This is a genomic window from Mycobacterium sp. 852002-30065_SCH5024008 (assembly GCF_001665645.1).
GTDB classification, from domain to species: domain Bacteria; phylum Actinomycetota; class Actinomycetes; order Mycobacteriales; family Mycobacteriaceae; genus Mycobacterium; species Mycobacterium paraffinicum.
In genome coordinates this window covers 1-24,733 of the sequence record NZ_LZSZ01000051.1, presented here as the reverse complement: position 1 = coordinate 24,733, position 24,733 = coordinate 1, and the positions used below count along the sequence as shown (strand labels likewise).

The window sequence follows — 24,733 nt, the reverse complement described above, 5'->3', positions numbered from 1 at the left end:
TTTTTTTCAAGCAGAACACGCCATACGCGATGTAGCTCCGTCTCGTGGGCTCGGAGATGTGTATAAGAGACAGGCAAAGGGCGGCGGGGGCGGAAAGGGCGGCGGGACCACGGGTCCGGCGACGGTGTCGGGACTGATGCCGCGATCGCCGTAGCTGGCGCCGTCGGCGGTGACCAGCAGCGCGCGCACGCCACCGCCGTTCAGCTCGGCGGCCAACAGATCGGGCGAGGTGTGCGCGGCGTCCAGCGCCTCGGCGCGCGACGCCGCCGCGAGCAGCCGGTCGTGCAGATTCCTGCGGGCGAGAACTCCCAGGCTCAAATCGATGGTCACGCCGAGCACCAGCAACAGCAGGGCCAGCAACGCCACCACCACCAGCGTCACCCGTCGCTGCAGGGAGGGAGTCCGAGTCGTCATGATCGCTGGGGTTGCAGCCGGTAGCCGATGCCGCGCACGGTGTGAAGTATCCGCGGCCCGTGGGCTTCGAGCTTGCGCCGCAAGCCGCTCACGTGCACCTGGACCAGGTTGGGGTCGTAGGCGTCGTACCCCCACACGGCGTTCAGGATTTGGCTGGCGCTGACGATGCGGCCGCGCTGCTCCACGAGGAAGGCCAGCAGCCGCAACTCGGTTGCCGTCAGGTCGAGGCGACGACCATTGCGCGCGGCCAGGCCGGCGTCGGAGTCGAGCATCAGGTCGCCGAGCTGAACGACTTGCGGCAGCCGCCCGCGCCGGCGCAACACCGCGCCGACCCGCGAGACCAGTTCGGCCAGCTCGAACGGTTTGATCACGTAATCGTCGGCCCCGCCGTCCAGGCCGCGCAGCCGATCTTGCAGGCCGTCGCGCGCCGTGATCAAGACGATCCCGACGTCGCCCCAGTCGCGGATGACGCCGATGAGGTCGAACCCATCGCGCCCCGGCAGCATGACGTCGAGCACCACCAGGTCCGGCCGCAGCCCGTCCAGCGCCTCCTCGAGCTCGTCGCCGTCACGGCGGCCGACGGTGTGATAGCCGACGTCGGTGAGCGCCTCGCTGACCATTTCGCGAATCGTCTCGGAGTCTTCGACCACCAGGACCCGGGGCGCGCCGACGCTGAACTGGCCGGCGGCGACCCGGGGGCTGTTCGTCATGCCTCCCATTGTCGGCGCCGGTTCTGAAACCAACCTGAAGCGTCGCGTGGACCCGTCTGTCACCGCAGCCCCACTAATCCCAAGAACGTAGGGATGCGACGAATTGCCCGCCTCAGAGCGACAAGCCCGCTCCCCGGGTAGCCTCCTCGCGTTGTCGCTCTGAGGCGGGCACAACGCCACTCACCTTCGCTGGTGACACAAGTGACTCACGGGGTGTCAGTTTCTTCAGGTCCACTTCAGTTCCGGCTCCTACCGTCCGGTGCCATGACCACAAACGACGACATCGACACCCATCCACCCGCACCGCCGCCGGCCGCCCATCCCCCACGTGAGCCTCGCCGCCACTCGACCGGAGTGGTGGTCGGCGTCGGGGTGGCGGGCGCGCTGATCGGCGCGGCCGGCACCATCGCGGCGATCGCCTTCGCCTGGATCATCACCGCCGGGCCGCCCGGGCCGCCGCTACCGCCTGGGCCACCGCCGATGATGGCGCTGCAGCACGGACCGCCTCCCCCGCCGATGGGCGGGCCCATGGGCGGCTTCGGGTTTGCGCCGCCGCCCGGCCCGCCCGGGCCGCCTGGGCCGCCGCACGGGTTCGGGCCGCCTCCTCCCGGCGAGGCCTCCCCGCCACCGGCGCAACCGTCTCCGCACAGCTGACCAGCCTGCCGCCGTCACGATCCATCAAATCGTGACGGCGGCAGCTGTCTCGCCAGTAGCGTCTGGATTACCGACATCCGACGACAGTGGAGAGCCGCATGACCTCGGACAACATCGGAACCCGCCGCTTCCCGGCCGGCGTCGCCGCCGTCGCCGGGCTGGCCGGACTGGTGCTCGGCGCGCTCGCCGCCTTCGCGATCACCGGGTTGGTCTGGACGGTCCGGGTCCAGCTTCCGCCGCCGCCCTACCCGCCGCCGCTGTCGTCGCAGGCGGGCGGCGGGTGCGTCTACCCGTCGCCGCCGGCCCCCACGTCCGTGCCGGGCATCGTCCCCGCCCCACCCCTGCCGCCTGGGCCACACGCCTAATGGCTGGGCAACCCGCGTCTTTTCTGCCCAGGCTCGGCGCACGCGTGCTGCGGTCGCGTCGACTCATGCGCGCGCCGATCTGGATCTACCAGGCCCGCGCGGGCGCGTTGTTCGGCTCGCGCCTGCTGATGCTCGAGCACGTTGGCCGCAAGTCCGGCGCCGCGCGCTATGTGGTGCTGGAGGTGGTCGGGCACTCCTCTCCGGACACTTACGTCGTCGCCTCCGGATTCGGCCGAAAGGCGCAGTGGTTCCGCAACATCCAGGCCAACCCGCGGGTGCGTGTCTACGCGGGCAGCCAGGCGCCCAGGCGCGCTACCGCCCGCATCCTCGACCAACAGGAGGCCGATCGCGCGCTGGCCGCCTACGTCAGCCGCCATCGCCAGGCCTGGGAACAGATGAGGCCGGTGCTGGAGGAAACGCTCGGGGTACCGATCACCGAAACCGACACACCGCTACCACTGGTCGAGTTGCGCCTGGACTAGTTGCGGTCCGGCCCCTTCGCCGTCATCACGGCGAACGTAGCGAGGAACACCGCGGCCGGGAGGGCGTTGACGACCTTGTCGCGGACGCGGATGTGCGCGCCGAGCGCCAAGACAAAATAGACCGTCAGCATCGCCGTCGTCACCCGCGCCAGGACCGGGAACCGGCTGACCGACAGCAAGCCCACGGCGGCTGCCCCCTTCACCGCCGGCAGCACCGGCCGAACGTTCTCCGGCAACCCGACGTCATCGAGAACCTTCCTGATCGGTGCCACCTGGACACCGCACAAGACGGCGTCCACGGCGTGGAAGGCGCCGAGCGCCACGTAGGTCTTCGGCGAAGTGAAAAGGCTCATCCGGCAATCCTATTGGGCCAACTGCGGCGGCGTCCCCGGCAGCGTGCCGTCCACCGGCTGGCGGGCGCTCGCTTCGGCCTTGGCCACCGCCTGGGCGATCGCGGGGTCGGTCTCGGTGGAGAACCAGTCGGCGACGTCCGCGTCGTCCGATTCGGCGGCGTGCTGAGGTGTGTCGTCGACCGGGGAGGGCTCGAACCGGAACACTCCGTCCTGGCCGGGCGTGCCCAGCATTCTGGTGAATCCCTGTAGCGCCGCGTTGAAGTCGCTCGGCACCACCCACACCTTGTTGGCGTCGCCGCGCGCCATCTCCGGCAGCGTCTGCAGGTACTGGTAGGCCAGCATCTCCGGGGTGGGCCTGCCGGCCTTGATCGCGGCGAACGTCTTCTCGATGGCCTTGGCCTGCCCCTGCGCCCGCAGGTAGGCCGCGGCGCGCTCACCTTGGGCGCGCAGCATGCGTGACTGCCGTTCGGCCTCGGCGGCCAGGATCGCGGCCTGCTTGGCGCCCTCGGCGGCCAGGATCTGCGCCTGCTTCGCGCCTTCGGCCTGGGTGATCGCGGCCTGCCGGTTACCTTCGGCAGTCAAGATCATCGCTCGCTTCTCGCGGTCGGCCTTCATCTGCTTTTCCATCGACGCCTGGATGGACGGCGGCGGGTCGATGCTGCGCAACTCGACCCGGGCGACCCGCAGGCCCCAGCGACCGGTCGCCTCGTCGAGCACGCCGCGCAATTGACCGTTGATCTGGTCGCGTGACGTCAGTGTCTGCTCGAGCGTCATGCCGCCCACCACGTTGCGCAGCGTGGTGGTGGTGAGCTGCTCCACGCCGACGATGTAGTTGCTGATCTCGTAGACGGCCGCCTGCGGCACGGTGACCTGGAAGTAGACCACGGTGTCGATGTTGAGGGTCAGGTTGTCCTCCGTGATCACCGGCTGCGGCGGGAACGACACCACCCGCTCGCGCAGGTCCACCCGCGCGCGGACCCGGTCGATGAACGGCACCAACAACGTCAGCTGACCACTGACCGTCCGGCTATATCGACCCAGCCGCTCGATCACCGCGGCCTCCGCCTGCGGTATCAGGGCCACCGACTTGGCCACCACGACAATGGCGAATATCACCAAGACGACCAGCAACACCAAACCAGCAACCGCACCTTGCACGGGAGTTCCTTTCTCTACCAGGGTCTCTGGCAGCGTCCTCGCGCAGCCGTTATGGACCGCTCTTGAAGACCACCGCCGTGGCGCCGTCGATCTGCAAGACGGTCACCGACTCCCCCGGTTCGTATACATCCGCATCGTTGAGCGGACGCGCGGTCCACACCTCGCCGTCGAGCTTCACCTGGCCCCCGTCGCGGGCGATTCGCTCGAGCACCAATGCGTTCTTGCCCTCCAGCGCCTCGATACCCATCTGCGGCACGTGCGCGGGCGTCAGTTGCCGCCGCAGCGCCGGGCGGACCAGCACCAGGAGCAGCACCGAAACGACGAGGAACACGATCCCGTCCGCCCAGCCGGGCCAATCCGTCAGCCAGCTTGTGATTGCCGCGGCCAGCGCACCGCCGCCGAGCATCACCAAAAACATATGGCCGGTGAGCGCCTCCGCACCGGCAAGCACCAGCGCAAATATTAGCCAAAGCACCGCGGCGTGCATGCGGCCAGAATACGCGTGATCCGCCTTTGCCGGGCAAAACAACTACACTGCGGAATCGTGTGGTGTCCCAGTGTCTCGCTGTCCCTGTGGGCCAACGCCTGGCTCGCAGGCAAGGCCGCGCCCGACGACGTCTTGGACGCGTTATCGGTATGGGCGCCAAAGCAATCGGTTACTGCGTATGATGCGGTCGCCGCCGGTCACACCGGGCTACCGTGGCCCGATGTGCACGACGCCGGAACGGTGACTCTGCTGCAGACGCTGCGCGCGGCGGTCGGCCGGTCGGCGCCCACTCCGGATGGCCCGGGCCGGCTGCGCGGGACGATCAATATGCTTTTGCCCGTGCCCGGCGACGTGCGCGGGCTTGCCCCCGGGACGCAGTTCGAGCGTGACGCCCTGGCCGCGGGCGAGGCGATCATCGTCGCCAATCCGCACGATCCCGCCACCGCCGTCGGGCTGGTCCCCGAGTTCTCCTACGACGACGAGCCGGAGGACTTCGCCGATCTGTGCACGGTGGGCTGGACGGTGTACTCGCTGCCGGGCGCGCCGGTTCTCGACCATTACGAGCTCGGCGATGCCGAATACGAGCTGCGCTCGGCAGTCCGGTCCGCCGCCGACGCGCTCGGCGCCATCGGGCTGGGAACGGCCGCGGCCGACATCGACGATCCGCGGGGACTCGTCGAGCAACTGCTGGAATCCACACGGCAGCACCGGGTTCCCGAACATGCGCCGACCCGGGCGCTGCGGGTGCTGGAGAATGCCGCGCACGTCGACGCCATCGTCGCGGTCAGCGCCGGACTCAGTCGGTCACCCGACTCGCCGGAGCGGTTCACCGCCCCCGTCGTCGCCGGCCCGGAGCCGTTCGGCACCCAATCGTCTTCGGAGGCCCGCATCGCCAGCGACGCGCTGCGGCCGCTGACCGCGGTGGTGCGTTCGGCGCGGATGGCCGCCGTCACCGCGATCCTGCACTCGGCGTGGGCTGACTAGCCCTGATGGCGGCGACCTGGGGGCATCTCCCGCTTGCGGGGGACTTCGCCCGGCTATGCCGCGCTCGCGATCCCCGCTAGCCCGCTTCCGAGGCGACGCAGTGCGGCGGACGGCACGGCGCGCCGTCGACGCTGGCCAAACAACCGGGCACCGGGTCGGGGCCGGCCACCCGGGCCGGCTGCCGGCCGGTGCGCAGCTCATCGATGAGATCGGCGGCCAGCCGGGCGAATCGGCGATCGGCGTTGGGCGTGGCGGCCCGGGCGAACGCCAGCCCCGCCGCCTCGGCCTGGGTTCGCAACTCCTCGTCAAGATCCCAGACCACCTCGATGTGGTCGGCGACAAACCCGATCGGGCAGACGATGACGGCCTCGGTGCCCGCCCCGGCCAGCGCGGAGAGATGGTCCTCGACACTGGGTTCCAGCCACGGCACCTGCGGCGGGCCCGAACGCGACTGCCAGGCCAGATCGAAATCGGAGTATCCCACCTCGGCCGCGACAAGCCTTGCGGCATAGGCGACTTGACGGCTGTACAGCCTCGGGCCCAGGCGCCGGTCGGCGGCCACCGGAACCGAGTGGGCGGTGAACACCAGCCTCGCGCCATCGGGCACGCTCTGTGCCGCCGCCGCGACGGCGCCGGCGAACATCTCGACGAAGAGCGGGTGGTCGAAGTAGGGCCGTAGCTTGACCAGCTCGGGCGCGTCGGGTCCGGCCGCGCGGCGCGCCCGGGCGATGTCTTCGGTGTACTGCGTGCAGCTCGAGTAGCCACTCCATGCCGACGTGGTGAACACCGCGGTACGCCGAACGCCGTTGTCGCGCATGTTTTTTACGGTTTCTTCAACATAGGGATCCCAGTTGCGGTTGCCGAAGTAGACCGGCAGGTCCTGCTCCGCCTGGAGCTCGGCGATCAGGGCGCGGTTGATCCCGTTGATCGGTGACACCCCACCGAAATGCAGGTAGTGCTGTGCGACGTCGTCTAGGCGTTCGGGCGGCACGTTGCGGCCGCGGGTGACGTTCTCCAGGAACGGCCGCACCTGCTCGGGCCCCTCCGGGCCACCGAAGGACAGCAGCAGGACGGCATCGAATTCCATTAGCGCTTACAGCAATTGGGTGCTGGCGCCGCCGTCGGCGAAGATGATGGTGCCGGTGGTGGCCGGTAGCCAGTCCGAGAGCAGGGCGCACACCGTTTTGGCGACCGGTGTGGGGTCCTTCATGTTCCAGCCGATCGGTGCGCGCTGGTCCCAGCCCTCTTCCAGCAGCTGCATCTGGGCGCCGGCCTCCTCGCCGAGCGCACCGCCGACGATCGCGCTCATCGCCAGCGTCCGGATGGGGCCCGCTGCAACGAGATTCGAGCGCACCCCGAACTTGCCTGCCTCGCGGGCGACGAACCGATTGACCGATTCCAGCGCGCTCTTGGCCACCGTCATCCAGTTGTAGGCCGGCATGGCCCGGCTGGGGTCGAAGTCCATGCCGACGATGGACCCGCCGGGGTTCATGATCGGCAGCAGCGCCTTGGCCAGCGACGCATACGAATACGCGGAGATGTGGATGCCCTTGGAAACGTCCTCGTAGGGCGCGTCGAAGAACGGGTTGATACCCATCCCGGTCTGCGGCATGAAGCCGATCGAGTGCACCACCCCGTCCAGCTTGTTGCCCTCACCGATCTCGGCGGTAACCCGCTCGGCGAGGCTGTTGAGATGCTCCTCGTTCTGCACGTCGAGTTCGATCAGGGGGGCCTTCTCCGGCAGCCTGTCGGCGATGCGCTGGATCAGGCGCAACCGGTCGAACCCGGTCAGCACCAACTGCGCCCCCGCTTCCTGGGCCGCCTTGGCGATGTGAAACGCGATCGACGAGTCGGTGATGATCCCGGAGACCAGAATCCGTTTGCCGTCGAGCAGTCCTGCCATGTCTGTCCTTAATGTCCTTGTGTCTTAGGTGAATTCAGTGGCCCATGCCCATGCCGCCGTCGACCGGGATGACCGCCCCGGCGATGTAGCCCGCATCCTCGGACGCCAGGAAGCTGACCGCCCCGGCGACGTCCTCGGCGGTGCCGACCCGCTTGGCCGGGATGAATTCCAGTGCGCCCGCCTGGATCCGCTCGTCCAGCGCGCGGGTCATCTCGGTGTCGATGTATCCGGGGGCGACCACGTTGGCGGTCACCCCGGCCTTGGACAGCTCGCGGGAGATCGAGCGGGACATGCCGATCAGGCCGGCCTTGGCGGCCGCGTAGTTGGCCTGGTTGCCGATGCCCCACATGCCGGACACCGACCCGATGAAGATGATGCGGCCGAACCGCTTGCGTTGCATGCTGCGCGACGCCCGCTGTGCCACGCGGAACGCCCCGGTGAGGTTGGCGTTGATGACCTCCTCGAAACGCTCCTCGGTCATCCGGATGAGGAAGGCGTCCTTCGAGATGCCGGCGTTGGACACCAGCACCTCGACCGGACCCTGGTGCTCCTCGACCTCTTTGAAGGCGCGGTCGACCGCATCGTTGTCGGTGACGTCACACACGACGCCGAACAGCCCGTCGGGCGCCCCGGATCCGCGGTGCGTGACGGCAACCTTGTGGCCGTCGGCTGCCAGCCGCCGCGCGATCGCCAGACCGATTCCCCGGTTTCCGCCCGTCACCAGGACCGAACGGGATACGAATGCGGGTTTGCCGCCGTCGGCGGCACTTTCGGTGGTGTTCTCGGTGGCCGTGTCAGTCACCCCGTCAACCTAGCGCCTGGGTCCCGCGTGGTTGAAATGTCCCCCTGGGATGTAGCCCGAGTCACGCTGGCGTGTCCCCCGCAAGCGGGCGGTACCCCCAGCTCGGGGTCAAAGGGGGCAATTACGTCGGCAGGCGGCGGTTGATGAGCAGCGCCGCCAAGGCCGCCAACGCCAACACCAGCGCACCCAGCCGCACCCAGCCGACGCTGGCGTCGCCTTTGATCGTCTCGTAGCCGATCTGCTGCTGCAGCGTCGCGTACACGTTTTTCAGCTCGGTCAAGCTACCGGCGCTGTACCAGCTCCCGCCGGAGAGCTCGGCAACCTTCTTCATCGTGGAATCGTCGACGGGCACGGGCTGGCGCTGGTCGTTGATCTCGACGAAGCCATACGGAGTGCCGAACGAAATCGTCGAGATGGGCACACCCTGGTCTTTGGCGGTGCGCGCGGCGGTGAACGCGCCCTTCGGGTTGTCCGGGTTGGTCGGCATCGTCTCCTTGCCGTCGGAGAACAACACGATGCGCGCCGGCGGCGGCTTGTCGCCACCCCCGATCACCGCGCCCACGGTCGCGATGGCCTGCAACGCTGTGAAGATGCCCTCGCCCGTGGCGGTGCGGTCGGCGAACTGCAGCTTGTCCAGCCCGTTCTTGGTCGCCTCCCGGTTGGTCGTCGGTTGCACCAGCACGGTGGCGGTCCCCGCATACTCGATCAGCCCCAGGTTGATGCCCGGTGTCAGCTCGTCGGCGAACTGCTTGGCCGCCTCCTGTGCGGCCGCCATCCGGTTGGGCTGCACGTCGGTGGCCCGCATCGACTGCGACACGTCGATCACCAGCATCACCACCGCGCGGTTGCGTGGAATGCGGACGTCGTGCGTCGGCCCGGCCATCGCGATGGTGAACAGCACCAGCGACGCCACCAGCAGGATGGCCGGCACGTGCCGCCACCGCGAAGGCCGTTTGGGCGCAACGCTTTCCAACAGCTCCATGTTGGCGAATCGCAGCATCCGCCGCTGTCGCGCCAGCTGCATGAGCACGTACATCGCGGCGAGCCCGGCGACCACAAGCAGGAACAGGAAGAACCACGAGTGTTCGAAGCCCGACAAGGACATCGGGCCGAAAAGCGGCAATGTCACTGCCGCCCCGCCAATGCACCGCGCCTGCGGGACTCGACGAAACGGACGATGTCGGCGATCCAATCGCGGTCGGTGCGCAGCGCCAGCACCGGGGCCCCGCAGCTGCGGATGGTGCGCGCCACCTCGGCGCGGTGCGCCGCGGCCGCCTTGGCGAAATCGTCACGCAGCTGCGCATCGATGGTGAATTCGCGGGTCACGCCGGACTCGGCGTCCTGCAGCACGACGTCGCCGATGTCGGGCAGTTCGACGTCGCGGGGGTCGAGCACCTCAATGGCAAGCACCTCGTGCCTTGCCGCGATCGCGCGCAGCGGGCGCATCCAGTTGATCGGCCCCAGGAAGTCGCTGATGATCACCGCCATGCCGCGGCGGCGTTCCGGGCGGCGCAACGCGTCGATGGCCATCGCCAGGTCACCGCGCACCCCGACCGGCGCCCTGGGGGTGGTGGCGATGGTGCGCAGCAGCGTCTGCTCGTGCTGGCGCCCGGAGCGCGCCGGGACCCGGACCATCGTCTCGCCGTTGGCGATCAGCGCGCCCAGCCGGTTGCCGCCGCCGCTGTTGAGGAACGTGATCGCGGCCGCGGCCGCGACCGCCAGGTCCCGCTTCTCGCACCCGACGGTGCCGAAGTCCAGGCTGGCCGACATGTCGACCACCATCCAGGTCTCCAGCTCGCGGTCGGCGATCATCTGCCGGACGTGGGGGTGCATGGTGCGCGCGGTCACGGCCCAGTCCATCCGCCGGACGTCGTCGCCGGGCTGGTACTCGCGTGACTCCCCCGGCTCCGAGCCCGGCCCGGGGATCAGGCCGAGGTGGTCGCCGTGCAGGACGCCGTCGAGCTTGCGCTTGACCGTCAGCTCGAGCTGCCGCAGCGCCGCCGCCAGCTTCGGGTCGACGATCTGCCCGCGCTGCATCGATGGCGGATGCGGCACCGCCGGCTGCTGGGGGTCGGTCACCGACCGCTAGCCGCGCCGGCGGCCTGCATCGCCGGGGGCACCGACTGCCCTTGCTGCGGAACGGCGTTCACCTGAGGCAGGGCGACCGTCTGCAGGATCCGGTTGATGACGATCTCCGGCGAGATCTCGTCGGCGAGCGCGTCGTAGGTGAGCACCAATCGGTGCCGCAGGACGTCGGGAATGACGTCCACGACGTCTTGCGGGATCACGTAGTCGCGGCCGCGCACCAGCGCCAGCGAGCGGGACGCCGCGATGATGCCCAGCGAGGCACGCGGGGACGCACCGAACGAGATCCACGTCTTGACGTCGTTCATCCCGAGTTGCTCGGGATAACGGGTGGCCATGACGACGCGCACCACGTAGTCGACCAGCGCGTGGTGGACGAAGCCGTTGGCCGCGATGTCCTGCAGCCGCAACAGGTCGCCGGTGTTCAGGATCTGCTTGGGCTCCGGCGGCCGCACACCCATCCGGTAGATGATCTCCCGCTCCTCTTCCGGGGACGGGTAGCCCACGTTGATCTTGAACAGGAAGCGGTCCCGCTGGGCCTCGGGGAGCGGGTACACGCCCTCGTGCTCGATCGGGTTCTGGGTGGCCATCACCAGGAACGGGTTGGGCAGCGGGAACCTCTTGCCACCGATGGACACTTGGCGTTCCTGCATGACCTCCAGCAGCGCCGACTGCACCTTGGCGGGCGCGCGGTTGATCTCGTCGGCGAGCAGGAAGTTCACCACCACCGGGCCGAGCTCGGTGTCGAACTCTTCCTTGCCCTGCCGGTAGATGCGGGTACCGATGATGTCGGTGGGCACCAGGTCGGGCGTGAACTGGATGCGGGCGAACGTGCCGCCCACGACCTTGGCGAAGGTCTCGACGGCCAGCGTCTTGGCCACGCCGGGGACACCCTCGAGCAACACGTGCCCCTTGGAGAGCAGACCGACCAGCATGCGCTCGACGAGCTGGTCCTGCCCGACGATGATCCGCTTGACCTCGAAGATGGCCCGCTCCAGGGTGTGGACCTCGGCGGCCAGGCCGTTGCCGCCGCCGGACGGCGCGTCATGGGCCGGCGAGCCGGAAGGACCACCCGGGCCCGAGTAACCGCTGGCGCCCGGAGGCGGCCCACCTGCTGCTGTCATCAATAACCCTCCACAGCTCAATCGGACACGACTGCTTGCACCACGACTTTCGTGGGGCCGCGACGTGCCCGCGTCCAACTATTCCAGGCCCACCGGATTCCGTCGACGCTGGTGGTTCGCCCCCGGGATCCCGCCGGGCGAACACACCTGGATCAGTACTCGATGATCCTAGTCAGGAACGGCGTCATGCCGGGCGTGCGAACCGGGCTGACGGTCACCTTGCCGGCGAGGCTGGACGCCTCCAGCATCTGGCCGTTGCCCAGATACATGGTGACGTGCTGGCCGCCGTTCGGCCCGTAGAAGATGAGGTCACCGCGCCTGGCCTGGTCCTGCGGGATGTGCCGGCCCGCGTTGTACTGGTCACCGGAGAACCGCGGGATCAGCACGCCGGCCCCGGCGAAGCCGTAGCGCATCAGCCCCGAGCAGTCGAAGCCGTTGATGTTGGCGCCGTCGCCGACGCCCTTGCTGGGACCGTCCAGCGAGCCACCACCCCACGAGTACGGGACGCCCATCTGCGACCCCATCCGCTTGATCACGTACTCGATGGCCTGCCGACCGTAGACACGCGGGATCTTGGCGCCGGGATTGGTGGGGCTGGCCGCGGTGGGAGCCGGGTCGCCCAGGATGTTGATTCCGAGGCCGCCGAGGAATTGCCTGCCCAGGTCCATCGTCGTTTGGGTGGCCTGCGCGGTGGCCTGCAGCGAGGCGTTGGCGACGGCAAGCGGGTCCCCGGGGGCGCCCGCGCTGATCGTCGCCGGCAGGGTGGGATCCCACCCGCCGGGGTCGGCCACGGCGATGGGCGTCGGGGCGGCGACAGACAACATCAGCCCGGTCACCACGGTGGTGATCCGGGCGAAGTTGATCAGACGAATCCGCTTGCGGCGCATAGCTCCCCGTTCAGTGCTCATTCGTTCACCACTCGATGTAGCGGACCACGTAGGGCGTCATACCGCTGGTGCGCACCGGCGCGACACGGACCTTCAGACCGATGTCGGGAGCCTCGAGCATCTGGCCGTCACCGAGGTAGATCGTCACGTGCTGGCTGCCGCCGGGGCCGTAGAAGATCACGTCGCCGCGGCGCATCTGCGAGGACGGGATCTTGCGGCCCAGGTTGTACTGCGAGCCCGAGTAGTGCGGCAACTTGATGCCCACCCCGGCGAAGGAGTACAGGACCAGCCCCGAACAGTCGAAGCCGGTGATGCCGGCCCCGGAGTCGATGCCCTTGCTCGGCCCGGCCGCGTTGCCGCCGCCCCAGGAGTAGGGCACGCCGATCTGCGACATCCCGCGCCGGATCACGTACTCGCTGGCCTGTCGCCCGTAGACCCGGGGGATCCGCCCGGACGTTCCACCCGGCGCCGCGTTGGTGATGCCGGTGTCGTCGGGCTTGAGGATGCCGATCTGCTGCAGGAAGTTGCGGCCCAGCCCGGCGGTGACCTGCGTCGAGGTGGCCGAGATGCCCAGCACCTGGTTGATGACCGCGATCGGGTCACCCGGGACGTTCGCGCTGGGAATCATCGGCAGGGTGGGGTCCCACCCACCGTCCCAGCGGCGGGCCCCGGCCTGCGGCGCCGGCGCGCCCGGCGAGCCGGTCTCCCACCGGTCGCCCGACACCGGAGCCGCGGGACCGCCCGGGCCGGAAGCCCATTGCCGTTTGGCCGCTTCGAGTTTGGCCTGAGCCTCGTCACGTTCGGCGGCCAGGCGAGCGACCTGGTCGCGCTGTTCGTCGAACTTACGCTTGGAATCGGTCAGCGCCGCCACCGCGGCATCCTGACTGCCCTTGGCGTCGGCCGCGGCTTTGTCGGCCTTCCGCTTGGCCAGCCGCGCCGCCGATTCGTTGTTCACCTGTTCGGTCCGCGCCCGCTGCAGCTTGGCCATCACCGTCTGGGAACTCGCGGACAAAGTCTTGGCGGCCGCCTCGGTGGCGATGATGTCGTCGGGGCTGCTGGCGGTCAGGTAAGCGCTCGACGGGCCATTCATATAGGTGGCCGCCGCGAACGTGTCGAACCGCTGCTGCGCCGCGGCGATCGCGGCGTTGGCGTCTTTGACCGACTGCTGGCTGGTCTCCAGATCGTGTTGGGCGGCGGCGGCGTTGTCGCGGGAGGTCTCGACGTCGACCAGTGCCTTATTGACGCTCTCCTGTTCGGTCTGAATTTCGGCGCTCAGGTTTTCCAGGCGCTGGTTGGCCTTGGCGACGTTGGCGATCAACCCGGCCAAGCTGTCGGCCGCGGGATCACCGTGTGCGAGCCCGGGCGTGCACAGCAGCAGGGCCACGCTCACGACCGACGGCACGACCGGCCGGACCAGCCTTGCGACCGGCTGCGCAGTAGAGCCCCGGCGTGTGCGTCTCATTCGACTCAGGTCTCCTACGGCTCAACGCGACGGGCGGCGCCGGCCACAGAGTTCGTTAAGGGCGCCAAAGACAACACCAGCATCATTTGCACCGTACGTCACACCTTTGGGCGTGCAAACGCTCCACAGAAATCGCACTCTCTACGTGCGTTTAATGTGACCGAACAGTTATCTACCGTGTTTGCCGCGACGACGTCCGGGGGGCCGACCGATGGGGCAGGCTGGGGCGGATGCGCATGGCTAGGCCGTGTTGGTGGGCGTCACTTCCTGCGCTCCGGCCGAATCCGCCGGGGTTGCTGAGCGTCGGCTGCGCACCTGCAGGATCCGGGCCCCGACGGCCGCCGCGAGCACGGCGAGCAACAGGAAGATGGTCAGGCCGGTCCAGGGAAATTCCGGGGCGCTCAGCTCGTTGACGAAGTGTTGCGCCGAGACCACCGGGTTGCCCGTTTTGGCGATGTCCTCGCCGGCCTCGAGTGTCACCCGCGGGAACTGGGTGCTGTAGCTGCCGACGTAGTTCGGGCTCAGCGTCAGGACGGTGGAGTCGTGGTAGTCGGCGCCGACCACGGTGGAGATGTCGCGCAGCGGGGTGTCGTTCGGCGGGTTGTGGTCGAGCAGCACGATCTTGAGGTTGATGCCCTTGGCATGGGCCTCGTCGACGATGTGCAGCAGGCCGGGCATGTCCGCCGCCGGCGCGCTGACGCCGGTGGCGGCGACCTGGGCCTTGACCGCGGTCATGTCGACGTCTTGCGGGATGTAGACGGGTAGCACCGGGTGCAAGGTCATGATGTCCCTCCTGCCGTAGCGCTACAGGCACCGTACGCGACTTCATTTCGGGGGGTTTAAACCGCCGACTTACGCGATAAGACTGGACCTACGGGCGCCCCGCCGTAATGCAGGACAAGCGTACTGTTAAAGTAGCACCGCACCGCCGACACGGCCCGTCGGCCGGAGAACTTAATCCCGGGAGTTGAAGTGACTAAAGAAGATTCTGTGAACTCGTTCGGAGCACGCGACACCCTCAAGGTCGGCGACAAGAGTTATCAGATCTATCGCCTCGACGCCGTCCCCAACACCGAGAAACTCCCCTACAGCCTCAAAGTCCTCGCCGAGAATCTGCTGCGCAACGAGGACGGCGCCAACATCACCAAGGATCACATCGAGGCCATCGCGAACTGGGATCCCAAGGCGGAGCCCAGCATTGAGATCCAGTACACGCCCGCCCGCGTGGTGATGCAGGACTTCACCGGGGTGCCGTGCATCGTCGACTTGGCCACCATGCGTGAGGCCATCGGCGACCTCGGCGGCAAGGCGGAGAAGGTGAACCCGCTGGCGCCGGCCGACCTGGTGATCGACCACTCGGTGATCGCCGATCTGTTCGGCACCGCCGACGCCTTCGAGCGCAACGTCGAAATCGAGTACCAGCGCAACGGGGAGCGCTACCAGTTCTTGCGTTGGGGCCAAGGCGCTTTCCGCGACTTCAAGGTGGTGCCGCCGGGCACCGGCATCGTCCACCAGGTGAACATCGAGTACCTGGCAAGTGTCGTGATGGAGCGCGACGGAGTGGCGTATCCCGACACCTGCGTGGGCACCGACTCGCACACCACGATGGTCAACGGCCTCGGCGTCCTGGGCTGGGGCGTCGGCGGCATCGAGGCCGAGGCCGCGATGCTCGGCCAGCCGGTCTCGATGCTGATCCCGCGAGTCGTCGGGTTCAAGCTGACCGGTGAGATCCAGGCGGGCGTCACCGCCACCGACGTCGTGCTGACCGTCACCGAGATGCTGCGCAAGCACGGCGTCGTCGGCAAGTTCGTCGAGTTTTACGGCGAGGGCGTGGCCGAGGTGCCGCTGGCCAACCGCGCCACCCTGGGCAACATGAGCCCCGAATTCGGTTCCACCGCAGCGATTTTCCCGATCGACGAGGAGACCATCTCCTACCTGCGGTTCACCGGCCGCAACGAAGAGCAGCTGGCGCTGGTCGAGGCGTACGCCAAAGAGCAGGGCATGTGGCACGACCCCAAGCACGAGCCGGCCTTCTCCGAATACCTCGAACTGAACCTGTCCGACGTGGTGCCGTCGATCGCCGGGCCGAAGCGCCCGCAGGACCGAATCGCGTTGTCGGACGCGAAGTCCACGTTCCGCGCGCAGATCGGCGACTACGTCGGCGACGACCCGGACAAGAAGGAGTACTCCAAGCTCGACGAGGCCGTCGACGAGTCCTTCCCGGCCAGCGACCCCGGGGCGCTGGAGAACGGTCACGCCGACGACGCCCCGAAGTTCGAATCGGCTGCGGCACATGCCAAGGGCCGGGTCAGCAACCCGGTGCGGGTGAAGTCCGAGGACCGCGGCGAGTTCGAGCTCGACCACGGCGCGGTGGTGATCGCGGCCATCACGTCGTGCACCAACACCTCCAACCCCGAGGTGATGCTCGGTGCGGCGCTGCTGGCCCGCAATGCCGTCGAGAAGGGGTTGGCGTCCAAACCGTGGGTGAAGACCTCGATGGCGCCCGGTTCGCAGGTGGTCAGCGACTACTACGACAAGGCCGGCCTGTGGCCGTATTTGGAGAAGCTCGGCTTCTACCTCGTCGGCTACGGCTGCACCACGTGCATCGGTAACTCCGGCCCTTTGCCCGAGGAGATTTCCAAGGCGATCAACGACAACGACCTGTCGGTGTCGGCGGTGCTGTCCGGTAACCGCAACTTCGAGGGCCGGATCAACCCCGACGTGAAGATGAACTACCTGGCGTCCCCGCCGCTGGTGGTCGCCTACGCGTTGGCCGGGAGCATGGACTTCGACTTCGATCAGCAGCCGCTGGGCACCGACAAGGACGGCAACGACGTCTTCCTCAAAGACATCTGGCCGTCGCAGAAGGACGTGTCGGACACCATCGCCTCGGCGATCAGCCAGGAGATGTTCACCAAGAACTACGCCGACGTGTTCAAGGGCGACGAGCGCTGGCGCAACCTGCCCACCCCGAGCGGCAATACCTTTGAGTGGAACCAGGATTCGACCTACGTGCGCAAGCCCCCGTACTTCGAGGGGATGTCGGCGGAGCCGGAGCCGGTCAGCGACATCACCGGTGCGCGGGTGCTGGCGCTGCTGGGCGACTCGGTGACTACCGACCACATCTCCCCCGCCGGTGCCATCAAGCCGGGGACGCCCGCGGCGCAGTACCTCGACGAGCACGGCGTCGATCGCAAGGACTACAACTCCTTCGGCTCCCGGCGCGGCAACCACGAGGTGATGATCCGCGGCACCTTCGCCAACATCCGGCTCCGCAACCAGTTGCTCGACGACGTTTCCGGCGGCTACACCCGCGACTTCACGCAGGACGGCGCGCCGCAGGCGTTCATCTACGACGCCGCGCAAAACTATGCGGCGCAGGACATTCCGCTGGTGGTGCTGGGCGGTAAGGAATATGGGTCCGGCTCCTCACGCGACTGGGCGGCCAAGGGCACGCTGCTGCTGGGCGTGCGCGCGGTGATCGCCGAGTCGTTCGAGCGCATCCACCGCTCCAACCTGATCGGCATGGGCGTGATCCCGCTGCAGTTCCCGGAGGGCAAGTCCGCCAAGGAATTGGGGCTGGACGGCACCGAGGTGTTCGACATCACCGGCATCGAGGCACTCAATGACGGCAAGACGCCAAAGACGGTGCGCGTCAAAGCCACCAAGGATGGCGGCGACCCGGTCGAGTTCGACGCGGTGGTGCGCATCGACACTCCGGGAGAGGCCGACTACTACCGCAACGGCGGCATCCTGCAGTACGTGCTGCGCAACATGCTGAAGTCCGGCTAGTCCCAAGTCGTGCCCAAGGTAAGCGAGGGCCATCTGGCGGCGCGCCGCCGCCAGATCCTCGACGGTGCTCGCCGCTGCTTCGCCGAATACGGCTATGACAAGGCCACGGTGCGGCGGCTGGAACAGGCGATCGGGATGTCGCGCGGTGCGATCTTCCACCACTTCCGCGACAAGGACGCGCTGTTCTTCGCGCTGGCGCGCGAAGATGCCGAGCGGATGGCCGACGTGGCGTCGCGCGCGGGCCTCATCCAGGTGATGCGCGACATGCTCGCCGCGCCGGAGCAGTTCGACTGGCTGGCGACCAGGTTGGAGATCGCACGCAAGCTGCGTAACGATCCGGAGTTCAGCCGAGGTTGGGCGGAGCGGTCAGCGGAACTGGCGGCGGCGACGACCGATCGATTGCGCCGGCAGAAGGAGGCGCACCGGGTCCGCGACGACGTTCCCGGCGACGTTTTGCAGTGCTACCTGGAGTTGGTGCTCGACGGCCTGGTGGCCCGGCTGGCGTCAGGCGAAGATCCGCGCCGGTTATCCGCCGTGCTCGACCTGGTGGAGAATTCGGTGCGCCGCAACGACTCTGGGCCGCAGGCATAGCGTCACTGCGAACAAGGGGACGTGATTTCGCAGTGACGCTATACCCGCGCGGATCGCGAGGTGTGGTTGGGCCCGCCGCGGCCGCGCATCGTGGCGCCGGCCTGGAGCAGCATGCTGTGCACCGATCCGTACGACCTGCCGGTGGACGCGGCCAGCGTGCGGATGCTGGCCCCGCCCTCGTAGGCGTTGCGCAGCTCGAACAGCAACTGTTCCCGGGTCTGCTTCGACCTTTGCAGTGTCCTTTTCATGGATGCCCTCCGCGCCCGAACACGATCGACAAGCACCCAGAGTAAGAACCCGCCGTCGGCCGCGGGCGGAATTGGCCGAAAAGCACCCAGAAGTCAGGCGAGCTCGATCAAGTCCCGGTATTCGTCGGACCAGAAATCCTCGGTGCCGTCGGGCAGCAGCACAACGCGCTGCGGGTCGAGGGCTTCGGCGGCGCCCGGGTCGTGCGTCACCAGCACCACCGCACCCTGGTAGCTGCGCAGCGCGTCCAGCACCTGTTCGCGCGAGGCGGGATCGAGGTTGTTCGTCGGCTCGTCGAGCAGCAGGACGTTCGCCGTCGACGCCACCAGGCCCGCTAGCGCGAGCCGGGTTTTCTCACCACCCGACAGGGTGCCCGCCGGCTGGTCGAGTTGCGGCCCGCTGAACATGAACGCGCCCAGCAGGCCGCGCAGATCCTGCTCACCCGAATCCGGTGCGGCGTGCCGGATGTTCTCCCAGACGCTCGCGTCGTTGTCGAGCGTGTCGTGCTCCTGTGCGAAATAGCCCATGCGCAAACCGTGTCCGGGCTCCAGCCCGCCGGTGTCGGGCTCCTCGCTGCCGGCCAGCAGACGCAGCAGTGTGGTCTTGCCGGCCCCGTTCAGCCCCAGCACCACCACCCGAGAACCGCGGTCGATGGCCAGATCGACACCGCTGAACACCTCCAGCGACCCGTACGACTTGCTCAGTCCCTTGGCGACCAACGGCGTGCGCCCGCACGGGGCCGGGGTGGGGAACTTGATCCGGGCCACCTTGTCGGCGGCCCGCTCCTCGTCGAGCGCGGCCATCATCCGGTCGGCGCGGCGCAACATGTTCTGTGCCGCAACGGCTTTGGTGGCCTTGGCGCCCAGCTTGGCGGCCTGCGTGCGCAACGCGGCGGCCTTGCGTTCGGCGTTGGCGCGTTCACGACGCCGCCGCTGTTCGTCGGTGGCCCGGGCGTCCAGGTACTTCTGCCAGCCCATGTTGTAGACGTCGACCTCGCCGCGCACGGCGTCCAGGAACCACACCCGGTTCACCACATCGGCGAGCAGCTCGACGTTGTGGCTGATGATGACCAGGCCGCCGGTGTGCGATCGGAGGAAATCGCGCAGCCAACCCACGGAATCCGCGTCCAGGTGGTTGGTCGGCTCGTCGAGCAGCAGGGTGGTCGACGATCCCGCCCCGGTGTCGGACGCGGCGAACAGGATGCGCGCCAGCTCCACCCGGCGGCGCTGCCCGCCGGACAGCGTGCGCAGCTTCTGCGTCAGCACCCGGTCCGGCAGTCCGAGGCTGGCGCAGATGCGGCTGGCCTCGCTCTCGGCGCCGTAGCCGCCCAACGCGACGAACCGCTCCTCCAGCTGCCCGTAGCGGCGGATGGCGCGGTCCCGGGCGTCGTCGTCGGCGACCTCGGCCATCAACGCCTGCTGCTTTTCCAGATCGGTGAGCAGAACATCCAGGCCGCGGGCCGACAGGACGCGGTCGCGGGCCAGCACCTCGAGGTCGCCTTCTTTGGGATCCTGTGGCAGATAACCGATTTCACCGGCGCGCGCGACGGCGCCTGCATACGGCTCGGTCTCCCCCGCCAGGATGCGCAGAGTCGTCGTCTTGCCCGCGCCGTTGCGGCCGACCAGCCCGATGCGGTCGCCCGGCTGAATGCGCAGATCCGGACCGTCGGGTGAGAGCAGGATGCGCGCACCAGCGCGGACCTCGAGGTCCGTGGCAGTGATCACATCTTCTCCCTTTTCCTACGGCTACTTGTCGTCGGTGAATACCGGCGGGCGTCGCTCCGCGCGCGCGGCAACCGCTTCTTCGAAGTTGGCGGTGAGCAGACGAACGAACAGCTGACCCAAGCCCTCGGCTTGCATGTGCCCTTCCAGGCTACCGGCGTCCAGTCCACTCCACAGTGTGCGCTTGGTCAACTCGATTCCCGGCCGTGAGAACGCCGCTATCCGCGCGGCGATGGCGTAGCAGGTGTCCAGCAGCTGCTCGTCGGGCACTTGGCACGACACCAGCCCGATGCGCTCGGCCTCCTCCGCGGTGACATCGCGGCCGGTCAGCATGATGTCGAACGCCCGCGACGAGCCGATGGCCCGGGGCAGCAGGTAGCTCAGCCCCAGTTCGCTGGCGGTCAGGCCGTTGTTGATGCCGGCCGCGCGAAAGTACGCACCCGTCGAGGCGACCCGGATGTCGGCGGCCAGCGCCAAACACAACCCGCCGCCGATGGCCGGGCCGTTGACCGCGGCGATCACCGGCTGATGCAGGCGGCGCAGCCCCAGGATGACCTCGTCGAGGATCTCCATGGAACGCAGCGCGTAGGTCGGGCGGGTCAGCCCCTCGACGTGGGGCACAGAGCCCGCGGACTTGTGGTCGGCGCCCGAGGAGAAACCGCGGCCCGCCCCGGTCAGCACGACCACGCGCACCGAATTGTCGTACCTGACCTTCTCCAGGGCCTCTTTGAGCGGCACCATGACGTCGAAAGCCATGGAGTTCATCCGCTCGGGCCGATTGAGGGTTATCAGCGCGACGCCGGGCCGCGGGTGCTCTACCAGTACCAGACTCACCCAAGCAACCTAGCGCGTAGCCGGGCGCCGCCCTGCGCGCAGCGGTGTCGGGGCTATTCGGCTTGACCGGCCTGGGCCGCGTCGACGTCGAACGCCTTGATTTGCTGCACCAAGTCTTCGAGAGCAGCCGGCGGCAGCGCCCCGGCCTGGTTGAACAGCAGTTTGCCCTTTTTGAAGGCCATCAGCGTGGGGATGGAACGGACCTGGGCGGCCGCGGCCAGCTGCTGCTCGGCCTCGGTGTCGACCTTGGCGTGCACGATGTCGGGGTGCTTCTGCGCGGACGCCTCGAATGTGGGCCCGAACTGGCGGCACGGCCCGCACCAGGACGCCCAGAAATCGACGAGCACGATGTCGTTGCCCTCGATGGTTTCGTTGAACTTCTCAGCGGTGAGATCGAGTGTTGTCACATTTGCCATAACGCCCGAACGCGACGTGATGTTCCCCGGTTGCCAGGCCGCTGATGCCCGACCACGCCGGACCTGCCGGGCCATCCGAACCCCGTTCCCAGGTTTGCCTGCCGCGCAAAGGATGCGGGCTCGCGCCCGGTTCGCCGTGACGACATTGACGCGTAACCGGCCCGCGGCCCGCCGTAGGTTACGGTTGCGTACGTTTTCCCACGTCGGACAGACTGATGCGGACGATTCGCCGCCTCAGGGACCAGTGAGGAAATCGCGTTGGGCCACTACATCGCTAACGTCCGTGATCTCGAGTTCAACCTGTTCGAAGTGCTCGGCGTGGGCGCTGTGCTGGGCACCGGAAGCTATAGCGACCTCGACGTGGAAACGGCGCGAACGATCCTGGCCGAGGCCGCCCGCCTGGCGGAGGGCCCGGTGGCCGAGTCCTTCGCGTTCGCCGACCGCAACCCGCCGGTCTTCGACCCCGCCGAGCACACGATCACCGTGCCGGACGAGTTGGTCAAGACCGTGCAGGTGATCAAGGAAGCCGGCTGGTGGCGACTGATGCTCGACGAAGAGATCGGCGGCATGGCCGCACCGCCACCGCTGGCGTGGGCGGTCAACGAAATGATCCTCTGCGCCAACCCTTCCGCCAACTTCTTCTGCCTCGGCCCGTTGATGGCACAGGCCCTGTACGTCGAGGGCAACGAGGAGCAGCGACGCTGGGCGGCGGAGGGCGTGGAGCGCGGCTGGGCGGCCACCATGGTGCTCACCGAGCCCGACGCGGGCTCCGACGTCGGCGCCGGTCGGGCCAAGGCCATCGCACAGCCCGACGGCACCTGGCATATCGAGGGCGTCAAGCGGTTCATCTCCGGCGGGGACGTGGGCACCACCGCCGACAACGTCTTTCACCTGGTGCTGGCCCGGCCGGAGGGCGCCGGCCCGGGCACCAAAGGGCTTAGCCTCTTCTACGTCCCGCAATTCCTGTTCGACCCGGACACGTTCGAACTCGGCGCGCGCAACGGGGTCTTCGCCACAGGGCTGGAACACAAAATGGGGATCAAGTCCTCCCCGACATGCGAATTGACCTTCGGTGCAACGGATTCGCCCGCCGTCGGTTACCTGGTCGGCGACGTGCACAACGGGATCGCGCAGATGTTCACCGTGATCGAGCACGCGCGCATGACGATCGGCGTGAAGGCCGCCGGCACCCTGTCCACGGGCTATCTGAACGCGCTGGCCTTCGCCAAAGAGCGGGTGCAGGGCGCAGACCTGACGCAGATGGCCGACAAGACCGCGCCGCGGGTCACCATCATCCACCACCCCGATGTGCGCCGCAGCCTGATGACGCAGAAGGCCTACGCCGAGGGTTTGCGGGCGCTGTACCTCTACGCCGCCGCGCACCAGGATGACGCTGTGGCGCAACATGTTTCGGGGGCAGACCACGGGATGGCGCACCGCGTCGACGACTTACTGCTGCCGATCGTGAAGGGCGTGAGCTCCGAACGGGCCTACGAAATCCTCACCGAGTCGCTGCAGACGCTGGGCGGTTCGGGCTTCCTGCAGGACTATCCCCTCGAGCAGTACATCCGGGACTCCAAGATCGATTCCCTCTACGAGGGCACCACCGCGATCCAGGCGCTGGATTTCTTCTTCCGCAAGATCGTTCGCGACCGCGGCGAGGCCCTGCAGTTCGTAACGGCTCAGATCACCGAGACCATCGATGCCTGCGACGAGGCCCTCAAGCCGCAGGCCCAACTGCTGCAGACCGCGCTCGACGAGGTCATGGCGATGACGGGCGCGTTGACCGGATACCTGATGTCCGCCGCGCAGCACGCAGGCGAGATCTACAAGGTGGGGCTCGGATCGGTGCGCTACCTGCTCGCGGTGGGCGATCTGCTGATCGGCTGGCGATTGCTGGTGCAGGCGGGGGTCGCGCACGCGGCGTTGGCCGACGCGGGCGGCACCGACGCCGCCTTCTATCGGGGCAAGGTGGCGACCGCGGCGTTCTTCGCCAAGAACATGCTTCCGAAGCTCACAGCCCTGCGCAAAGTCATCGAGTCCATCGACGGCGAGATCATGCGCGTTCCGGAACAGGCGTTCTGACCGCCCCCGCATTACACACACAGGTTAGCTACAGCTTCGACGGGTAATAACCATTCCGTTGGGTCCAACCATGATTGGAGAAACGTTGATGTCTGCCAGCTGTCCAACGCCCCGGCGCACCCGGTTCGCGATCCTCGCGGTCACCGGGGTCGCCGCGTTGTCCGTCGCCGCGTGCAGTTCGTCCAACAAAGCAACCCCGACGACGTCGACCTCGACGTCCACCTCGGTGGTGACCTCGACGACCACGTCGCCGGCCCCGGCCAGCGGCGAAGCCCGGGTCAGCGGCCTGATCGCGTCGGTGGCGGGCAACTCCATCCGGGTCACCAAGGAAGACAATTCCACCGCCGCGGTCAACTTCACCTCGACCACCAAGGTCACCGAGACCACGCCCGCCGCGCTGACCGACGTCACCTCCGGCAGCTGCGTCACCGTGCGGCCGACCCAGCCGGCCCAGGGCGGCCAGCCCGTCACCGCGGCGTCCGTGAAGGTCAGCCCCTCCGTGAACGGCGCCTGCCCGGCCAAGCCGGCGGGGCAGGGTTCGGGACCGAGTTCCACCACCCCGGCGCCCCCGGGCTCACCCGCGCCGGCCCCGAAGCCGGCCCCGGTCCGCGGCTCGGTGGCGTCGGTGTCGGGTAACACCATCAACGTCACCGGCACCGACCCCAGCGGCAACACCACGCAGACCGCGGTGACGGTCGATGGCAAGACCAAGTACAGCAAGCAGGCCTCCGCGACCGCCGATGCGATTGCGCAGGGTAAGTGCCTCTGGGCGCGCGGAACGATGGACAACGGGGGCGCGCTCCAGGCGACCAGCATCAACGTGCGGCAGTCCACCGACGGCAAATGCGGCAAGCCCAAGCAGCCCGGCCAGGGCGGCTGACCGAGGCCGAGACCGGCTGAGATTACCGTCACTCCAGGCGGGCGCGGTGGTGATAACCGCGCTCGCCTGGGTATTCGCTGGCGACGGTTAACCGCGCGATCGGAGATGTGACGATGCCTGCCACCCCGGTGAAACCCCGGCTCGCCCGGCTTGCGCTCGTCGCCGTCGTCGCGGTGATCCTGCTGTGCGTCGCCATGTGCCGTTCGAGCGACACGAAATCCAGCAGCCCCGTCAAGTCCTCGGTGCCGGCGGCCGCCCCGTCCAGCGCGGCGCCAAGCGCGGCCCCGCCCCCGGCACC

Annotated in this window: 27 protein-coding genes and 1 pseudogene; 8 read left to right on the top strand and 20 right to left on the bottom strand. The window is 68.2% G+C overall.

The genetic code is table 11. The annotated features are described in order from the left end of the window. Positions 1 to 72: 72 nt before the first annotated feature. Both A5781_RS05555 and A5781_RS05550 read right to left on the bottom strand, forming a co-directional pair. Positions 73 to 414, bottom strand: a pseudogene (locus A5781_RS05555) (two-component sensor histidine kinase); the annotation flags it as partial. Next, positions 411 to 1,124 (bottom strand): response regulator transcription factor, encoded by a 714-nt coding sequence (locus A5781_RS05550; RefSeq protein WP_369817680.1) that lies wholly within the window; start codon positions 1,122 to 1,124, stop codon positions 411 to 413. The gene A5781_RS05550 and the pseudogene A5781_RS05555, both read right to left, overlap by 4 nt. Before the next feature lie 264 nt (positions 1,125 to 1,388). Between A5781_RS05550 and A5781_RS24830 the strand changes: the two genes are divergently transcribed. The 3 genes from A5781_RS24830 (at position 1,389) to A5781_RS05535 (ending at position 2,625) form a co-directional block, all read left to right on the top strand. Then, entirely contained in the window at positions 1,389 to 1,778 is a 390-nt protein-coding gene (locus A5781_RS24830; protein ID WP_082939218.1) for a hypothetical protein, read from the top strand. A 98-nt stretch (positions 1,779 to 1,876) separates the two neighbouring features. Further along, positions 1,877 to 2,143 (top strand): hypothetical protein, encoded by a 267-nt coding sequence (locus tag A5781_RS05540; protein ID WP_067202416.1) that lies wholly within the window; start codon positions 1,877 to 1,879, stop codon positions 2,141 to 2,143. Positions 2,144 to 2,208: 65 nt separating this feature from the next. Further along, positions 2,209 to 2,625: a nitroreductase family deazaflavin-dependent oxidoreductase gene (locus tag A5781_RS05535; RefSeq protein WP_231990642.1), complete on the top strand. Its 417-nt coding sequence runs from the start codon at positions 2,209 to 2,211 to the stop codon at positions 2,623 to 2,625. On the opposite strand, the gene A5781_RS05530 is transcribed toward A5781_RS05535, so the two are convergent. The 3 genes from A5781_RS05530 to A5781_RS05520 are packed head-to-tail and all read right to left on the bottom strand — an operon-like array spanning position 2,622 to position 4,623. Beyond that, the gene (locus tag A5781_RS05530) at positions 2,622 to 2,978 is read right to left on the bottom strand and encodes a DoxX family protein (RefSeq protein WP_067202409.1); all 357 of its coding nucleotides are present in this window, start codon (positions 2,976 to 2,978) and stop codon (positions 2,622 to 2,624) included. The genes A5781_RS05535 and A5781_RS05530 overlap by 4 nt on opposite strands. 9 nt (positions 2,979 to 2,987) lie before the next feature. After that, the gene (locus A5781_RS05525; RefSeq protein WP_067202406.1) at positions 2,988 to 4,136 is read right to left on the bottom strand and encodes an SPFH domain-containing protein; all 1,149 of its coding nucleotides are present in this window, start codon (positions 4,134 to 4,136) and stop codon (positions 2,988 to 2,990) included. 49 nt (positions 4,137 to 4,185) lie between these two features. Next, positions 4,186 to 4,623: an NfeD family protein gene (locus A5781_RS05520; RefSeq protein ID WP_067202403.1), complete on the bottom strand. Its 438-nt coding sequence runs from the start codon at positions 4,621 to 4,623 to the stop codon at positions 4,186 to 4,188. A gap of 57 nt (positions 4,624 to 4,680) precedes the next feature. Between A5781_RS05520 and A5781_RS05515 the strand changes: the two genes are divergently transcribed. Further along, entirely contained in the window at positions 4,681 to 5,607 is a 927-nt protein-coding gene (locus A5781_RS05515; protein ID WP_067202400.1) for a hypothetical protein, read from the top strand. Between the two features lie 76 nt (positions 5,608 to 5,683). On the opposite strand, the gene A5781_RS05510 is transcribed toward A5781_RS05515, so the two are convergent. The 9 genes from A5781_RS05510 to A5781_RS05470 form a co-directional block, all read right to left on the bottom strand. After that, positions 5,684 to 6,694: a ferrochelatase gene (locus tag A5781_RS05510; protein WP_067202397.1), complete on the bottom strand. Its 1,011-nt coding sequence runs from the start codon at positions 6,692 to 6,694 to the stop codon at positions 5,684 to 5,686. A 6-nt stretch (positions 6,695 to 6,700) separates the two neighbouring features. Further along, entirely contained in the window at positions 6,701 to 7,510 is an 810-nt protein-coding gene (inhA, locus tag A5781_RS05505; RefSeq protein ID WP_066958259.1) for an NADH-dependent enoyl-ACP reductase InhA, read from the bottom strand. A 34-nt stretch (positions 7,511 to 7,544) separates the two neighbouring features. Then, the gene (gene fabG1, locus A5781_RS05500) at positions 7,545 to 8,312 is read right to left on the bottom strand and encodes a 3-oxoacyl-ACP reductase FabG1 (protein ID WP_067202393.1); all 768 of its coding nucleotides are present in this window, start codon (positions 8,310 to 8,312) and stop codon (positions 7,545 to 7,547) included. 121 nt (positions 8,313 to 8,433) lie between these two features. Next, the gene (locus tag A5781_RS05495; protein WP_067202390.1) at positions 8,434 to 9,441 is read right to left on the bottom strand and encodes a VWA domain-containing protein; all 1,008 of its coding nucleotides are present in this window, start codon (positions 9,439 to 9,441) and stop codon (positions 8,434 to 8,436) included. After that, positions 9,438 to 10,349: a DUF58 domain-containing protein gene (locus tag A5781_RS05490; protein ID WP_369817681.1), complete on the bottom strand. Its 912-nt coding sequence runs from the start codon at positions 10,347 to 10,349 to the stop codon at positions 9,438 to 9,440. The genes A5781_RS05495 and A5781_RS05490 overlap by 4 nt, the downstream gene beginning before the upstream one ends. A 38-nt stretch (positions 10,350 to 10,387) precedes the next feature. Next, entirely contained in the window at positions 10,388 to 11,521 is a 1,134-nt protein-coding gene (locus A5781_RS05485; RefSeq protein WP_067202383.1) for a MoxR family ATPase, read from the bottom strand. A gap of 152 nt (positions 11,522 to 11,673) precedes the next feature. Next, positions 11,674 to 12,408: an NlpC/P60 family peptidoglycan endopeptidase RipB gene (gene ripB, locus A5781_RS05480; RefSeq protein WP_067202379.1), complete on the bottom strand. Its 735-nt coding sequence runs from the start codon at positions 12,406 to 12,408 to the stop codon at positions 11,674 to 11,676. Positions 12,409 to 12,433: 25 nt separating this feature from the next. After that, complete coding sequence (gene ripA, locus A5781_RS05475) at positions 12,434 to 13,870, bottom strand: NlpC/P60 family peptidoglycan endopeptidase RipA (RefSeq protein WP_067202377.1); 1,437 nt, start codon at positions 13,868 to 13,870, stop codon at positions 12,434 to 12,436. A 240-nt stretch (positions 13,871 to 14,110) separates the two neighbouring features. Continuing rightward, positions 14,111 to 14,653, bottom strand: a complete 543-nt coding sequence (locus A5781_RS05470; RefSeq protein WP_067202374.1) for a DUF6676 family protein — start codon at positions 14,651 to 14,653, stop codon at positions 14,111 to 14,113. Between the two features lie 189 nt (positions 14,654 to 14,842). On the opposite strand from A5781_RS05470, the gene A5781_RS05465 reads away from it, so the two are divergent. Then, positions 14,843 to 17,662, top strand: coding sequence for an aconitate hydratase (locus A5781_RS05465; RefSeq protein WP_197503718.1), 2,820 nt, complete (start codon positions 14,843 to 14,845; stop codon positions 17,660 to 17,662). A gap of 9 nt (positions 17,663 to 17,671) precedes the next feature. Next, a complete protein-coding gene (locus tag A5781_RS05460; protein WP_067202368.1) occupies positions 17,672 to 18,253 on the top strand; it encodes a TetR/AcrR family transcriptional regulator in 582 nt (193 codons plus the stop codon). Positions 18,254 to 18,291: 38 nt separating this feature from the next. Here A5781_RS05460 and A5781_RS05455 read toward each other — a convergent pair whose 3' ends face one another. The 4 genes from A5781_RS05455 to trxA are packed head-to-tail and all read right to left on the bottom strand — an operon-like array spanning position 18,292 to position 21,461. Next, positions 18,292 to 18,537, bottom strand: a complete 246-nt coding sequence (locus A5781_RS05455) for a helix-turn-helix domain-containing protein (protein ID WP_255360803.1) — start codon at positions 18,535 to 18,537, stop codon at positions 18,292 to 18,294. A 57-nt stretch (positions 18,538 to 18,594) separates the two neighbouring features. After that, positions 18,595 to 20,223 (bottom strand): ABC-F family ATP-binding cassette domain-containing protein, encoded by a 1,629-nt coding sequence (locus A5781_RS05450; RefSeq protein ID WP_067202365.1) that lies wholly within the window; start codon positions 20,221 to 20,223, stop codon positions 18,595 to 18,597. 21 nt (positions 20,224 to 20,244) lie between these two features. Then, positions 20,245 to 21,054 carry an enoyl-CoA hydratase gene (locus tag A5781_RS05445; protein WP_067202362.1) on the bottom strand — a complete coding sequence of 270 codons (810 nt, stop codon included), beginning with the start codon at positions 21,052 to 21,054 and terminating at the stop codon, positions 20,245 to 20,247. Positions 21,055 to 21,107: 53 nt separating this feature from the next. After that, positions 21,108 to 21,461, bottom strand: coding sequence for a thioredoxin (gene trxA, locus A5781_RS05440; protein WP_067202429.1), 354 nt, complete (start codon positions 21,459 to 21,461; stop codon positions 21,108 to 21,110). Positions 21,462 to 21,728: 267 nt separating this feature from the next. Between trxA and A5781_RS05435 the strand changes: the two genes are divergently transcribed. Beyond that, positions 21,729 to 23,555, top strand: coding sequence for an acyl-CoA dehydrogenase (locus A5781_RS05435; protein WP_067202358.1), 1,827 nt, complete (start codon positions 21,729 to 21,731; stop codon positions 23,553 to 23,555). 24 nt (positions 23,556 to 23,579) lie between these two features. Here A5781_RS05435 and A5781_RS26075 read toward each other — a convergent pair whose 3' ends face one another. Further along, positions 23,580 to 24,197 (bottom strand): hypothetical protein, encoded by a 618-nt coding sequence (locus A5781_RS26075; protein ID WP_231990641.1) that lies wholly within the window; start codon positions 24,195 to 24,197, stop codon positions 23,580 to 23,582. On the opposite strand from A5781_RS26075, the gene A5781_RS26070 reads away from it, so the two are divergent. After that, positions 24,181 to 24,435 carry a hypothetical protein gene (locus A5781_RS26070; protein ID WP_231990640.1) on the top strand — a complete coding sequence of 85 codons (255 nt, stop codon included), beginning with the start codon at positions 24,181 to 24,183 and terminating at the stop codon, positions 24,433 to 24,435. The genes A5781_RS26075 and A5781_RS26070 overlap by 17 nt on opposite strands. 28 nt (positions 24,436 to 24,463) lie before the next feature. On the opposite strand, the gene A5781_RS25805 is transcribed toward A5781_RS26070, so the two are convergent. Then, a partial coding sequence (locus tag A5781_RS25805) for a hypothetical protein (RefSeq protein WP_197503715.1) occupies positions 24,464 to 24,733 on the bottom strand: 270 nt, incomplete at its 5' end.